Source organism: Rhodosalinus sp. (assembly GCF_041685465.1).
Lineage (GTDB): Bacteria > Pseudomonadota > Alphaproteobacteria > Rhodobacterales > Rhodobacteraceae > Rhodosalinus.
In genome coordinates, this window is sequence record NZ_JAWLFS010000070.1 from 1 (window position 1) to 12,451 (window position 12,451).

General features: G+C 73.2%; 12 protein-coding genes. 8 read left to right on the forward strand and 4 right to left on the reverse strand.

Translation table 11 applies throughout. The features are described 5' to 3' along the window. The first annotated feature begins 19 nt into the window (after positions 1 to 19). The 5 genes from gpmI (at position 20) to ACESL7_RS06600 (ending at position 7,590) form a co-directional block, all read left to right on the forward strand. Entirely contained in the window at positions 20 to 1,549 is a 1,530-nt protein-coding gene (gene gpmI, locus ACESL7_RS06580; protein ID WP_372892519.1) for a 2,3-bisphosphoglycerate-independent phosphoglycerate mutase, read from the forward strand. Further along, entirely contained in the window at positions 1,540 to 2,652 is a 1,113-nt protein-coding gene (locus tag ACESL7_RS06585) for a murein hydrolase activator EnvC family protein (RefSeq protein WP_372892520.1), read from the forward strand. The genes gpmI and ACESL7_RS06585 overlap by 10 nt, the downstream gene beginning before the upstream one ends. Positions 2,653 to 2,664: 12 nt before the next feature. Then, a complete protein-coding gene (locus ACESL7_RS06590; RefSeq protein WP_372892521.1) occupies positions 2,665 to 3,996 on the forward strand; it encodes a S41 family peptidase in 1,332 nt (443 codons plus the stop codon). A gap of 103 nt (positions 3,997 to 4,099) precedes the next feature. After that, positions 4,100 to 4,588, forward strand: coding sequence for an RNA pyrophosphohydrolase (locus ACESL7_RS06595; protein ID WP_372892522.1), 489 nt, complete (start codon positions 4,100 to 4,102; stop codon positions 4,586 to 4,588). Between the two features lie 77 nt (positions 4,589 to 4,665). Then, on the forward strand, positions 4,666 to 7,590 hold the full coding sequence (locus tag ACESL7_RS06600) for an error-prone DNA polymerase (protein WP_372892523.1): 2,925 nt from the start codon (positions 4,666 to 4,668) through the stop codon (positions 7,588 to 7,590). 366 nt (positions 7,591 to 7,956) lie between these two features. On the opposite strand, the gene ACESL7_RS06605 is transcribed toward ACESL7_RS06600, so the two are convergent. Continuing rightward, entirely contained in the window at positions 7,957 to 8,703 is a 747-nt protein-coding gene (locus tag ACESL7_RS06605) for a phosphodiester glycosidase family protein (RefSeq protein ID WP_372892524.1), read from the reverse strand. Beyond that, entirely contained in the window at positions 8,703 to 9,098 is a 396-nt protein-coding gene (rbfA, locus tag ACESL7_RS06610; protein WP_372892525.1) for a 30S ribosome-binding factor RbfA, read from the reverse strand. The genes ACESL7_RS06605 and rbfA overlap by 1 nt, the downstream gene beginning before the upstream one ends. A gap of 87 nt (positions 9,099 to 9,185) precedes the next feature. Here rbfA and dapB point away from each other — a divergent pair, with 87 nt between their 5' ends. Continuing rightward, positions 9,186 to 10,004 (forward strand): 4-hydroxy-tetrahydrodipicolinate reductase, encoded by an 819-nt coding sequence (gene dapB, locus ACESL7_RS06615; protein WP_372892526.1) that lies wholly within the window; start codon positions 9,186 to 9,188, stop codon positions 10,002 to 10,004. Between the two features lie 102 nt (positions 10,005 to 10,106). Continuing rightward, positions 10,107 to 10,460, forward strand: a complete 354-nt coding sequence (locus ACESL7_RS06620; protein WP_372892527.1) for a dihydrodipicolinate reductase — start codon at positions 10,107 to 10,109, stop codon at positions 10,458 to 10,460. A gap of 7 nt (positions 10,461 to 10,467) precedes the next feature. Here the strand turns inward: ACESL7_RS06620 and ACESL7_RS06625 are convergent, their stop codons facing one another. Further along, positions 10,468 to 11,466: a type I glyceraldehyde-3-phosphate dehydrogenase gene (locus ACESL7_RS06625; protein ID WP_372892528.1), complete on the reverse strand. Its 999-nt coding sequence runs from the start codon at positions 11,464 to 11,466 to the stop codon at positions 10,468 to 10,470. A gap of 87 nt (positions 11,467 to 11,553) precedes the next feature. Then, a complete protein-coding gene (locus ACESL7_RS06630) occupies positions 11,554 to 11,733 on the reverse strand; it encodes a DUF1674 domain-containing protein (RefSeq protein ID WP_372892529.1) in 180 nt (59 codons plus the stop codon). A gap of 65 nt (positions 11,734 to 11,798) precedes the next feature. Here ACESL7_RS06630 and ACESL7_RS06635 point away from each other — a divergent pair. Further along, positions 11,799 to 12,451 (forward strand): transcription antitermination factor NusB (locus ACESL7_RS06635; protein ID WP_372892530.1); only part of this gene is annotated, 653 nt, incomplete at its 3' end.

The following is a 12,451-nucleotide window of genomic DNA, read 5'->3' on the forward strand; positions in this document are numbered from 1 at the left end:
GGCGCGAAGGGGGCGAACGATGGCGGCGAAACCGGTGGTGCTCTGCATCCTCGACGGCTGGGGCCTGCGGGAGGCGCGCACGGCGAACGCGCCCGCGCTCGCCGAGACGCCGGCCTTCGACCGCATCCACGCCGACTGCCCGCATGCGACGCTCGTCACGCACGGGCGCGACGCGGGGCTGCCCGAGGGGCAGATGGGCAATTCCGAGGTCGGGCACATGAACATCGGCGCCGGCCGGGTCGTGGCGATGGACCTCGGCCGCATCGGGCTGGCCATCGAGGACGGCAGCTTCGCCGCGGCGCCGGCGCTCCGCCGCTTCGTGGAGCGCGTCCGCGCGGCCGCGGGCACGGCGCATCTGTTGGCCCTGGTCTCGGACGGGGGGGTGCACGGGCACATCGACCACCTGCTCGCCGCCGCGCGCGTCCTGACCGACGCCGGGCTGCCGGTCGCCGTGCACGCGATCACCGACGGCCGCGACGTGGCGCCGCAAAGCGCGGAGGGTTTCATGGCCCGCCTCGAGGCCGAGCTGCCGCAGGGCGCGCGTGTCGTTACGGTCACCGGGCGCTTCTACGCGATGGACCGCGACAACCGCTGGGAGCGGGTGGCGGAGGCCCATGCCGCGATGACCTGCGCCGAGGCGCCACGGCAGGCCGAGAGCGGCGTCGCGGCGGTGCGCGCGGGCTACGACGAGGGGCTGACCGACGAGTTCCTGAAGCCCACGGTGATCGGCGCGCCCGCGCCGATGCGCGACGGCGACGGCCTCTTCTGCCTCAACTTCCGCGCCGACCGCGCGCGCGAGATCCTGCGCGCGCTGGGCGAGCCGGGCTTCGACGCCTTCGACACCGGGCGCCGGCCCGATTTCGCCGCGATGCTCGGGATGGTCGAGTATTCAGAGGCGCACAACGCCTTCATGGACACGGTCTTTCCGCCCGAGGACATCCCCGACACCCTCGGCGCCTGGGTCGCGGCGCAGGGTCTGCGCCAGCTCCGCCTCGCCGAGACCGAGAAATACCCCCATGTCACCTTCTTCCTGAACGGCGGGCAGGAAGATCCCTATCCGGGGGAGGAGCGGTACATGGCCCCCTCGCCGAAGGTGGCGACCTACGATCTCGCCCCGGAGATGTCGGCCGCCGAGGTGACCGACCGCCTCGTCGCCGCGATCGGGGAGGGGATCGACCTGATCGTGGTGAACTACGCCAACCCGGACATGGTGGGCCACACCGGCGATCTTCAGGCCGCGATCCGCGCCTGCGAGGCGGTGGACCATGGCCTCTCCCGCGCGCTCGAGGCGCTGGAGGCCGCGGGCGGCGCGATGATCGTGACCGCCGATCACGGCAACTGCGAGACGATGGTGGACCCCGCGACCGGCGGCCCCCACACCGCGCACACGACGAACCCGGTGCCGGTGATCCTCGTCGGCGGGCCGGGCGGCGCGCACCTGCGCGCGGGCGGGCGGCTTGCCGATCTTGCGCCCACGGTGCTGGAACTCATGGGGATCGGGAAACCCGCGGCGATGACCGGCGAGAGCCTGATCGCGCCATGCGGCTGATCCTCGCCCTGCTCGGCGCGCTCGCGGCGCCGGCGGCGGCAGCCGATCCCGCGGCCGAGGCACAGGCCGCGCTCGACCGGCTGGAGGCCGCGATCGCGGGCCTCGACAGGGCAGACGGCGCACGCGACCGGGTTGCCGCGCTGACCGAGACGGTGCGCGGCTTCGAGGACGGCCTCGCCGCGATGCGCGAGGGGCTGCGCGCGGTCTCGATCCGCGAGGCGCAGCTTGAACGCAAACTCGATGCCCGCGAGGCGGAGATCGCGCAGCTTCTGGGCGTCCTGCAAAGCATCGGCACCGCGCCCGCGCCGGTCCTTTTCCTGCATCCGGGCGGCCCGCTCGGCACGGCGCGCGCCGGGATGCTGCTGGCCGAAGTGACCCCGGCCCTCGAGCGGGAGGCGGCGGACCTGCGCCGGGATCTCGAGGACGCGGCGACCCTGCGCCGCCTTCAGGAGGCCGCCGCCGACCGGCTGACCGAGGGGCTCGCCGGCGTGCAGGCGGCGCGGGCGCAGCTCTCCGAGGCGATTGCCGACCGCACCGACCTGCCGCGCCGCTTCGTCGACGATCCGGTGGGCACGCAGGTCCTCGTCGCGGGAACCGAGACGCTGTCCGGCTTCGCCAGCGGTCTCGCCGATCTCGGCGAGGCGGTGCCGGGCGCGCCGGCGCTTCCCGGTGTCGCCGACAGCAAGGGCGAGCTCGCGCTGCCGGTCTCGGGCACCGTCCTGCGCCGCGCGGGCGAGCCCGACGCCGCCGGCATCGCGCGTCCCGGAATCGTGGTCGCGACGCGGCCGCGCGCCCTCGTGACGACGCCGGCGGCAGCGACGCTGCGCTACCGCGGTCCGCTTCTGGATTACGGGCAGGTCAGCATCCTCGAACCGGAAAAGGGGCTGTTGATCGTGCTCGCCGGGCTCGGCACTGTCTACGGTGCGCCGGGCGAGGTCTTGCCCGAGGGCAGCCCGGTCGGTCTCATGGGAGGCGAGGCGCCCGAGGCGATTCCCTCACGGAACGGTGAGGGGGGTGGCGGCGAGCGTTCCGAGACGCTCTATATCGAGGTACGGCAGGACACCACGCCGGTCGATCCGCTCGACTGGTTCCGCGCAGACTAGAAAGAGGCTCGCATGAAGAAGACCGTCATGGCCATCGCCGCCGGCACGCTCGCCGGCATCCTGGCCACCACCCAGATCGCGGGCCCGCTTCTCGCGCAGGAGGAACGCAGCGGCAACGTCTACGAGCAGCTCGACCTCTTCGGCGACATCTTCGAGCGCATCCGCGCGCAATACGTCGAGGAGGTGGACGAGGCCGAGCTGATCGAGGCCGCGATCAACGGGATGCTCACCTCGCTCGATCCGCATTCGAGCTACCTCTCGCCCGAGGACGCGCGCGCCATGCAGGTGCAGACCCGCGGCGAGTTCGGCGGCCTCGGAATCGAGGTGACGCAGGAGGACGGCTTCGTGAAGGTCGTCTCGCCGATCGACGGCACGCCCGCGGATGCCGCGGGGATCGAGGCGGGCGATTTCATCACCCATGTCGACGGCGATTCGGTGCTCGGCCTCACGCTCGACGAGGCGGTGGACATGATGCGCGGGCCGGTGGGCTCCGAGATCATCGTGACCGTCGTGCGCGACGGCGAGCCGGAGCCCTTCGACGTCTCGATCATCCGCGACACGATCACGCTGAACGCCGTTCGTTCGCGGCTCGAGGGCGACAGCGTGGTGCTGCGGGTGACGACCTTCAACGATCAGACCTACCCGGACCTCGAAGAGGGCCTCGAGGAGCAGATCGAGGCCGCGGGCGGCATCGACGGGATCAACGGCATCGTGCTCGACATGCGCAACAACCCCGGCGGTCTGCTCGATCAGGCGATCAAGGTCTCCGACGCCTTCCTCGACAAGGGGGAGATCGTCTCGACCCGCGGCCGCGTGGTCGAGGAGGGCGACCGCTTCAACGCGACGTCCGGCGATCTGGCCGAGGGCAAGCCGATCGTGGTGCTGATCAACGGCGGCTCGGCCTCGGCCTCCGAGATCGTGGCCGGCGCGCTGCAGGATCACCGCCGCGCCATCGTCGTGGGCACCAAGAGCTTCGGCAAGGGCTCGGTGCAGACGGTGATGCCGCTGCGGGGGGACGCGGCGATGCGCCTGACGACGGCGCGCTACTACACGCCGTCGGGCCGCTCGATCCAGGCGCTGGGCATCTCTCCGGACATCCTCGTGCCGCAGCGCCCCGCCGCCGAGACGGACGATGAGGAGAGCTCGGCGCGCCCCTCCCGCTCTGAGGCCGAACTGCGCGGCCGGCTCGACAACGACGACCTGACCGACGACGAGGCCCGCCAGATCGAAGAGGACCGCGCCCGCGCCGAGGCGGCCGCGCGCCTGCGCGACGAGGATTATCAGCTCGCCTATGCGATCGACATCCTCAAGGGGTTCACCGCGCTCGGGCCCGCGGCCGAGTGAGCCCGGCGGCGCGGCGGTTTTTCGTCAGGAAAACCGCCGCGCCGCGCGCCCGCCCCGGAACGCGGAAAATCTTCGCAGGAGATTTTCCGGGAAAGGAGCCGTCATGACACCCGAAGAGATCGAGCGCCTGCCCTATCGCCCCTGCGTCGGCGTGATGCTCGTCAACGCGCGCGGAGAGGTCTTCGTCGGCCAGCGCATCGACAACCCCGGCCCCGCCTGGCAGATGCCCCAGGGCGGCATCGACCCGGGCGAGAGCGTCGAGACGGCCGCGCTGCGCGAGCTCGGCGAGGAGACGGGCCTCACCCCCGATCTGGTGCGCGTCGAGGCCGAGAGCCCCGACTGGGTCACCTACGACCTGCCGCACGAGCTGGTGCCGAAGATCTGGGGCGGCCGCTTCCGCGGCCAGAAGCAGAAATGGGTGCTGATGCGCTTCCTCGGCACCGACGATCAGGTGAACATCGCGACCAAGCATCCCGAGTTCTCCACCTGGCGCTGGATCGCGCCCGAGGCGCTGCCGGGCGTGATCGTCCCCTTCAAGCGGCAGGTCTACGAGGCGGTGCTGGCGCAGTTCTCCGAGGCGCTGCGCGCCTGAGCGAGGAACGGCCGGGCGCGCGCTGCGCGAACACCGACTCCACAAGAGAACAAAAAGGGAATACAAGGGCGACTCGCATGGTCGCCGAGCTTTCGATCACCTCGAACTTCACCTTCCTCACCGGGGCCTCCCACCCCGAGGAGTACATGCAGCGCGCCGCGCTCATGGGGCTCTCGGCCATCGCCGTGGCGGACGCGAATTCCGTCGCCGGGATCGTGCGCGCGCACAGCGAGGCGCGGAAGATCGCGCGCGAGGTCGCCGATCTCGAGGCGCGGGAGGGCGAGGGGCGCCTGATCGGTCCGCCCGCGCCCGAGGGCACGCCGCGCCCGCCCTCGGCCGACATCCGCAACGTCCCCCGCCTGATTCCCGCCGCGCGGCTGGTGCTCGCCGACGGGCCGGAGATCACGGCGCTCGCCGCGACGCGCGCGGGCTGGGCGCGGCTCTGCCGGCTGATCTCGCGCGGGCGGCTGCGCGCGTCCAAGGGCGACTGCACGCTGCGCCTCGAGGACGTGCTGGAGGGGATGGAGGGGCTCGAACTCCTGCTGCACCCGCCCGCCCGCGCGCTCGACTGGCCCGAGGACTGGCGGGCGCAGGCCGCGCGCCTCGCCCGGCGCTTTCCGGGGCAGATGCACCTCGCCCTCGCGCCGGTCTACGACGGGCAGGACGCGCGGCGCTTCGCCCTCTGGGCGGAGGGGGCCGCGGCGCTCGGCCTGCCGACGCTCGCCACCGCGCGGCCGCTCCTGCATCACGGGCGCCGGCGGCGGCTCGCCGACGTGCTCACCGCGATCCGCACCGGCACGCAGGTGGACGCGCTGGGCCGCGCCGCGCTCGCCAATGCCGAGCAGCGGCTGCGCGCGCCGTCCGAGATGCGCCGCCTGTTCCGCGATCACGCGGGCGCGGTCGACCGCACCGAGGCGCTCGCCGCGCGCTGCACCTTCTCGCTCGACGACCTGCGCTACGAGTATCCCTCCGAGGTGGCCGAGGGCGAAAGCGCGGCCGAGCGCCTTGCCCGGCTCGCGCGCGAGGGGCTCGCCTGGCGCTATCCCGAGGGCGCGCCGGAGCGCGTGCGCCGGCTCATGGAGCACGAGCTCGCCCTCATCGCGAAGCTGAACTACGAGCCCTATTTCCTGACCGTGCGCGACGTGGTGGCCTTCGCCCGGTCGCGCGGCATCCTCTGCCAGGGGCGCGGCTCGGCGGCGAACTCGGTGGTCTGCTACTGCCTCGGCGTCACCTCCGTCTCGCCCGAGATCGGCACCATGGTCTTCGAGCGTTTCGTCTCCGAGGCGCGGGACGAGCCGCCCGACATCGACGTGGATTTCGAGCACGAGCGCCGCGAGGAGGTGATCCAGTGGATCTACGAGCGTTACGGACGCCACCGCGCGGGCCTCTGCGCGACCGTGATCCACTACCGCGCCAAGCGCGCCATCCGCGAGGTGGGCCGCGCCATGGGGCTGTCCGAGGACCTCGTCGCCGCGCTCTCCTCCCAGCTCTGGGGCGCCTACGGCATGAGCGGGACGGAGGCCGAACGCCTCGCCGAGATCGGCCTCGACCCGGCCGACCGGCGGCTGCGCCTGACCCTCGAACTCATCGAGGAGATCATGGGCTTTCCCCGACACCTCAGCCAGCACGTCGGCGGCTTCGTCGTCACCGAGGGCCGCCTCGACGAGCTCTGCCCGGTGGAGAACGCCAGCATGGAGGATCGCACGGTCATCTGCTGGGACAAGGACGACATCGACGCCCTCGGCATCCTCAAGGTGGACGTGCTCGCGCTCGGGATGCTGACCTGCATCCGAAAGGCCTTCGAGCTGCTGCGCCAGCACCACGGGGCGGACTACACGCTCGCCACGCTGCCGCAGGAGGACCCGCGCGTCTACGAGATGCTCTGCCGGGCCGATTCGCTCGGGCTCTTCCAGGTGGAGAGCCGAGCGCAGATGAACTTCCTGCCGCGGATGAAGCCGCGCTGCTTCTACGACCTGGTGATCCAGGTGGCGATCATCCGCCCCGGGCCGATCCAGGGCGACATGGTGCACCCCTACATCCGACGCCGGAACGGGGAGGAGCCCGTGCGCTTTCCCTCCGACGCGCTGGGCGAGGTGCTGGGAAAGACGCTGGGCGTGCCGCTCTTCCAGGAGCAGGCGATGCAGATCGCCATCGTCGGCGCCGGCTTCACGCCGGAGGAGGCCGACCGCCTGCGCCGCGCGCTCGCCACCTTCAAGAAGCACGGCACCGTGAGCGCCTTCCGCACGCGCTTCCTGCGCGGCATGGCAGCCAACGGCTACGACCGCGCCTTCGCGGAGCGGTGCTTCGCGCAGATCGAGGGCTTCGGCGCCTACGGTTTCCCGGAAAGCCACGCGGCGAGCTTCGCGCTTCTGGTCTACGCCTCCGCCTGGCTCAAGCGGCACCACCCGGCGGTCTACGCCTGCGCGCTGCTGAACGCGCAGCCCATGGGCTTCTACGCCCCCGCGCAGATCGTGCGCGACGCGCGCGCCCACGGGGTGGAGGTACGGCCCGTCTGCATCAACCGGAGCTACTGGGACAATGCGCTGGAGCCCGACGGGCGCGGCGGGCTCGCCCTGCGCCTCGGCTTCCGCCAGATCCGCGGGCTGAAGGAGGAGGACGCGGCCTGGATCGCCGCGGCGCGCGGCAACGGCTACCGCTCGGTCGAGGACGTCTGGCGCCGCGCCGGCGTCGCGCCGGCCACGCTCGCCCGGCTGGCGGAGGCCGACGCCTTCGCCGACCTCGGCCTCGCCCGCCGCGCCGCGCTCTGGGAGGCGAAGGCGCTGCGCGCGCCCGCGCCGCTGCCGCTCTTCGCCGGCGAACTCGACGGCGAGGGCATCGACGAGCCCGCCGCCCATCTGCCCGCAATGACCCTCGGCGAGGCGGTGGTTGAGGATTATGTCGCCATGCGGCTGACGCTCAGGGCGCATCCGGTGGCGCTCCTGCGCGACCGCCTGACCCCGCCCGCGTCCCGGGCCCGGGGCGCGCCAGCCGCCGGGATCTGAGCCCCGTGCACCGTGCCCCGGCGGCGGCCGGGCGAAGGCGGTTCGAACCGCCTTCGCCTCTGCGGCGCGGCCTTGCGGCCGCACGCTCTCCGGCACTGCGTGCGGGGAAGGGGGGCGCTGCCCCCCTCGGCCCGTGCCGGGCCTCACCCCCCGGAGTATTTGGGCCAAGATGATGGGCCGGGGCCGTTGCGGCACGGCGCGCGGGCGCGCGGCGCTGGCAGGCACGGGCGTCGCGTGCGGGGAGGCACTGTTTCCTCGGTGGCCGAAGGCCTCCACGGGATCAGCCGTCGCCACCCGAAGGGACGGCGACCGGCATTGGCAAGATGGTCGCGGACCGCGTCGCCGGCAGGCGCGTCGCGGCGGGAGTCACTCCGCCGGGTCGACCACGGCGAGGATCGGGCCCATCGCGCGGCCGAAGTCGGAGCGGCCGAGCCCCGGCGCGTGCAGGCGCGAGACCTTGCCGTCGAGGTAGAGCGCCTGTTCGAGACCCAGCGCGTCGCGGAAGAGGCGGCCGAATTCGTGGAAGGTCACCGGCGCCTCGGAGATCGCCATGACGAGGCGCGTGCCGTCGTCGCTGGTGCCGACGCCGTTGCGGATGTGGCGCGAGGTCGAGCCGGGCAGGAAGCGCGGGTGCAGCGCGCCGTCGATCACCAGCATCGGGCCGGATTGCGTGGCGAAGCGGCAGGCCGGGGTGCGTCGCGCGAAGGCGCGGGTCTCGATCACCTCGGCGCGGCCCGCGCGCAGGCAGAGCACGCCGTTCGGCAGCAGCCCGAAGTTCCCCGGCCCTTCGGAGGTGACGAGATACATCCGTTCCTCGCCCTCCTCGACGTAGAGGCCGACGGGGGCACGATCCGGGTGATACATCCCGGCGTTCATCGCCGGGCCGAGGCGCAGGCCGCGGTCCTCGAGCGCTGTCTCGAGCGTACCGAAGTGACCGTAGGGCGTGCCGGCGGCGTCGGCGTGGAAGAGGCGCAGGTCGTCCTGTTCCGGGTCGATCTCGCAGACGGTGTAGGGCCGGCCCTCGTGCTCGAGCGGACGGCACTCGGCGGCGCCGAGCGGTGCCGCGAGCCCGGCGCCGAGGGCCGCGGCGAGCCACGCACGCAGGGCGCGCATCAGTCGTCGAGGTCGCGCCGGACCTCGGGGCGGTCCAGCAGGCGGCGTGTCTCGTCCATGCGGTCGAAGCTCTCGTCGATGCGGAAGCGCAGCTCCGGCGCGAACTTGAGTTCCAGCCCCTTGGCGACCTGGCGGCGCAGTTCGCTCCGGTTGCGGTCGAGGAGTGCCAGCGCCTCCTCCTTCGCGTCGCCGCCGAGGGGCAGGACGAAGGCCGTCGCCACCTTGAGGTCGGGCGAGCTGCGCACCTCTCCGACGGTGAGCGAGAGGCGATTGAGATCGGGATCGTGCACCTCGCCGCGGGCGAGCACCTCGGAGAGGCGCCGGCGGATCACTTCGCCGACGCGGAGTTGCCGCTGGCTGGGGCCGCCGGGGGCGGAGGGTCTGGGTCGCGCCATGTGGTCCATCTAAGGGTCCGCGCGGGCTTTGCCAAGCGGGCCGCGCTGCGCTAGGCGACGGGCGACACGCGAGGGAAGGGGATGCGCATGGCCGAACTGCCGGGAATCGTGGTGACGGGCGTCTCGGGGCGCATGGGACAGATGCTCGCACGGGCGGTGCAGGAGAGCGATCGCGCCCGCCTGATCGCCGCGCTGGAGCGGCCGGGGCACGACTGGGTCGGGCGGGACCTCGGCGCCGCGATGGGGGGGGCGGAGATCGGCGTGACGGTCGGCGACGACCCGCTGGAGGCTTTCGCCCGTGCGCATGCCGTCCTCGACTTCACCGCGCCGGAGGCGACGGCGGGCTTCGCCGAGATCGCCGCGCAGGCGCGCCTCTGCCACGTGATCGGCACCACCGGCCTCGACGAGGCGCAGCTCGCGCGGATCAAGGCCGCGGCCCGGCATGCCACGGTGGTGCGGGCCGGGAACATGAGCCTCGGCGTGAACCTGCTGGTGCAGCTGACGCGGCGGGTGGCGGCGGCGCTCGACGCGGATTTCGACATCGAGATCGTCGAGGCGCATCACCGGCACAAGGTCGACGCGCCCTCGGGCACGGCGCTGATGCTGGGCGCGGCGGCGGCCGAAGGACGGGGCGTGCCCCTCTCGGAGGCCGCCGACCGGGCGCGCGATGGCATGACGGGCGCCCGCGCGCGCGGCGCCATCGGCTTTCACGCGGTGCGCGGCGGCGACATCGTGGGCGAGCACGAGGTGCTTTTCGCCGCCGAGGGCGAGCGGATCGCGCTCCGCCATGTCGCCACGGACCGGATGATCTTCGCGCGCGGCGCGCTCAAGGCGGCGCTCTGGGGGCAGGACCAGGGGCCGGGCGAATACGACATGGTGGATGTGCTGGGGCTGACGTCCTCCTGATGGGCGCCTCGGCGGACTATCGCGCATTCGAACGGTCGGCTTGAAACGCGGCACGGGCGGCGCATCTTTCCCGAGCGGAGCCAACAGCGAGGGAGCAGCGCCATGCGCAGCAGGATTGCAGCAGTGGCGACGGCGGCCGTGACGGCGGCGCCCGCCGCCGCGGATTTCGCCCGCATCACCGAGGAGGAGCGCTTCCGCCAGATCGTTGAGGACCGGCAGCTCACCTATCCGCTCGTCCGCCTTCAGGTCACGCCCGACGGTCAGATCGTCGGGCGCGGCGCCGGGCGCGAGGTTTCGGGCGAATGGCAGTGGGAGGACGGCCTCTTCTGTCGCGATCTTTACTGGGGCGAGCGGGAGCTCGGCTACAACTGCCAGACCGTGGAAGTGCGTGGCAGCACCATGCGCTTCACCTCCGACGCGGGGCAGGGTGATCACGCGGATTTCCGGCTGCGCTGAGCGGTGCTCAGTCCCCGGCGCCCATGCGGCGGGCCATGTCGAGCATCCGGCAGGAATAGCCCCACTCGTTGTCGTACCAGCCGAAGACGCGCAGCAGCCCGCCCGCGTTCACCGAGGTCTCCGGCCCGCACATGACGACCGATTCGGGCCGTCCGCGCAGGTCGGTCGAGACGAGCGGGTGCTCGATCCAGCCGAAGACGCCGCCGGGTTCGGCGGCACCGCGCAGCGCGGCGTTCACCGCCTGCGCCGTCGCCGCGCGCCGCGGCGCCACCGTGAGGTCAACGCAGGAGACGCTCGCCGTCGGGACGCGGAGCGCGCGCGCCTCGACCCGGCCTTCGAGGTGGGGCAGCACCGTGCCGATCAGCTTGCCGGCCGAGGTCGTCGTCGGCACCATCGAGAGCGCCGCGGCGCGCGAGCGTTCGGGGGTTCCGCGCGGCTTGTCGACGGTGGGCTGGCTGCCGGTGTAGCAGTGCACCGTGGTCATGTGCCCGCTCTCCACGCCCCAGCCCTCGTCCAGGAGCCGCAGGAGCGGCGCGAGGGCGTTGGTCGTGCAGGAGGCGTTGGAGACGATCGGCTGATCTGCCAGCTGCGCGTCGTTGGCACCCAGCACCACGGTCACGTCCGCCGCGGGCGAGGGGCCCGAGATCAACACGCGCGCCGCCCCGGCGCGCAGCCCCTGCTCGGCGATGGCGCGGGTGGTGGCGCGTCCCGTGCACTCCATGAGCACGTCGACACCGGAAAGGTCGAGGGTCGCGATATCGCCGGCCTGCGTCAGGGGTATGCGGTGCGGGCCGGTGACGAGCGCGCCGTCCTCCGCCGTGACCGGATCGCGCCATGGGCCGAAGACGCTGTCGTAGGCGAAGAGATATGCGAGCAGGTCGCCTGCCTCGATGTCGTTGACATGCACCAGTTCGATGCCCGGCGCGCCGGAGAGGACCTGGCGGGCGAGCGTGCGGCCGATCCGGCCGAAGCCGTTGATCGCCACGCGGACAGGGCGGCGCGTCATCGTGTCTCCTTGGGCAGGGCGCTCGATCGAGCCTCGCGGCCCTCCTCGCGAGGACGCCCGTCGGGGCGGACGAGCGCGCGGGCGGGATCAGAAGTCGACGGCGAGGCCCTTGCGCTCCCAGTCGCCGTAGCGCACGGGCTCCGGGCCGTCGCGGCCGCCGAGTTCGGCTGGCAGCTCGATCGCCTTGGCGGCCTTGCGGCGCGCCTCGGCCTCTTCGAGCGCGCGGCGCGCGGCGGGCGGCAGGTCGTCGCGGGTCGTCTCCGTCATGGCCTTCCCCTGATCTTGCCGGCCTGATATAGCCCCGCTCCGCCCGTTCGCCAAGAAGGTCGCCCATGTCCCGACGTCCGCGCCCCGCCGGCCGCGAGGGCCAGCCGGCCCGCCGCGCGGCGCTTCGCCTCTTTCTCGCGGTTCTCGAGGAGGGCCACACCCTCGACGAGGCCGATGCGGCGCTCGCCGGGCTTGCGCCGGACGGCCGCGCGCGCGCGCGACGGCTCGCTGCGGAGACGTTCCGCAATCTGGCGCGGGCCGATGCGCTCCTCGCGCCGCATCTGAGCCGCGCGCCGCCGCCGGCCGCGCGGGCGGCGCTGCGCCTCGGGACCGTGGAACTGGCGCAGGGCGCCGCGGCGCACGGTGTGGTCAACGACTGGGTGCACGTGGTGGCGGGCGCCGGGCGCAAGGCGGCCGCGGCGCGGGGGATGGTGAACGCCGTGCTGCGCAAGATGGCCGCCGAGGCGCCCGCGCGCTGGGCCGATCTGCCGGTGCCGCCGATGCCCGACTGGCTGCGCGCGCCCGTCGTCGCGGCCTGGGGCGAGGGGGTGGCGGAGGCGATCGAGGCCGCGCATCTCGCAGGCGCGCCGCTCGACCTGACGGCGAAGGGCGACGCCTCGGCGCTCGCCGCGCGGCTCGGGGCGCGGCATCTGCCGACGGGCTCCCTGCGCCTGCCGCGTGGCGGGCAGGTCACGGCGCTGCCGGGGTATGCCGAGGG

Coding starts and splice junctions, on each gene's coding strand:
- gpmI (WP_372892519.1), top strand. CDS start 20: ATGGCGGCGAAACCGGTGGTGCTCTGCATCCTCGACGGCTGGGGCCTG.
- ACESL7_RS06585 (WP_372892520.1), top strand. CDS start 1,540: ATGCGGCTGATCCTCGCCCTGCTCGGCGCGCTCGCGGCGCCGGCGGCG.
- ACESL7_RS06590 (WP_372892521.1), top strand. CDS start 2,665: ATGAAGAAGACCGTCATGGCCATCGCCGCCGGCACGCTCGCCGGCATC.
- ACESL7_RS06595 (WP_372892522.1), top strand. CDS start 4,100: ATGACACCCGAAGAGATCGAGCGCCTGCCCTATCGCCCCTGCGTCGGC.
- ACESL7_RS06600 (WP_372892523.1), top strand. CDS start 4,666: ATGGTCGCCGAGCTTTCGATCACCTCGAACTTCACCTTCCTCACCGGG.
- ACESL7_RS06605 (WP_372892524.1), bottom strand. CDS start 8,703: ATGCGCGCCCTGCGTGCGTGGCTCGCCGCGGCCCTCGGCGCCGGGCTC.
- rbfA (WP_372892525.1), bottom strand. CDS start 9,098: ATGGCGCGACCCAGACCCTCCGCCCCCGGCGGCCCCAGCCAGCGGCAA.
- dapB (WP_372892526.1), top strand. CDS start 9,186: ATGGCCGAACTGCCGGGAATCGTGGTGACGGGCGTCTCGGGGCGCATG.
- ACESL7_RS06620 (WP_372892527.1), top strand. CDS start 10,107: ATGCGCAGCAGGATTGCAGCAGTGGCGACGGCGGCCGTGACGGCGGCG.
- ACESL7_RS06625 (WP_372892528.1), bottom strand. CDS start 11,466: ATGACGCGCCGCCCTGTCCGCGTGGCGATCAACGGCTTCGGCCGGATC.
- ACESL7_RS06630 (WP_372892529.1), bottom strand. CDS start 11,733: ATGACGGAGACGACCCGCGACGACCTGCCGCCCGCCGCGCGCCGCGCG.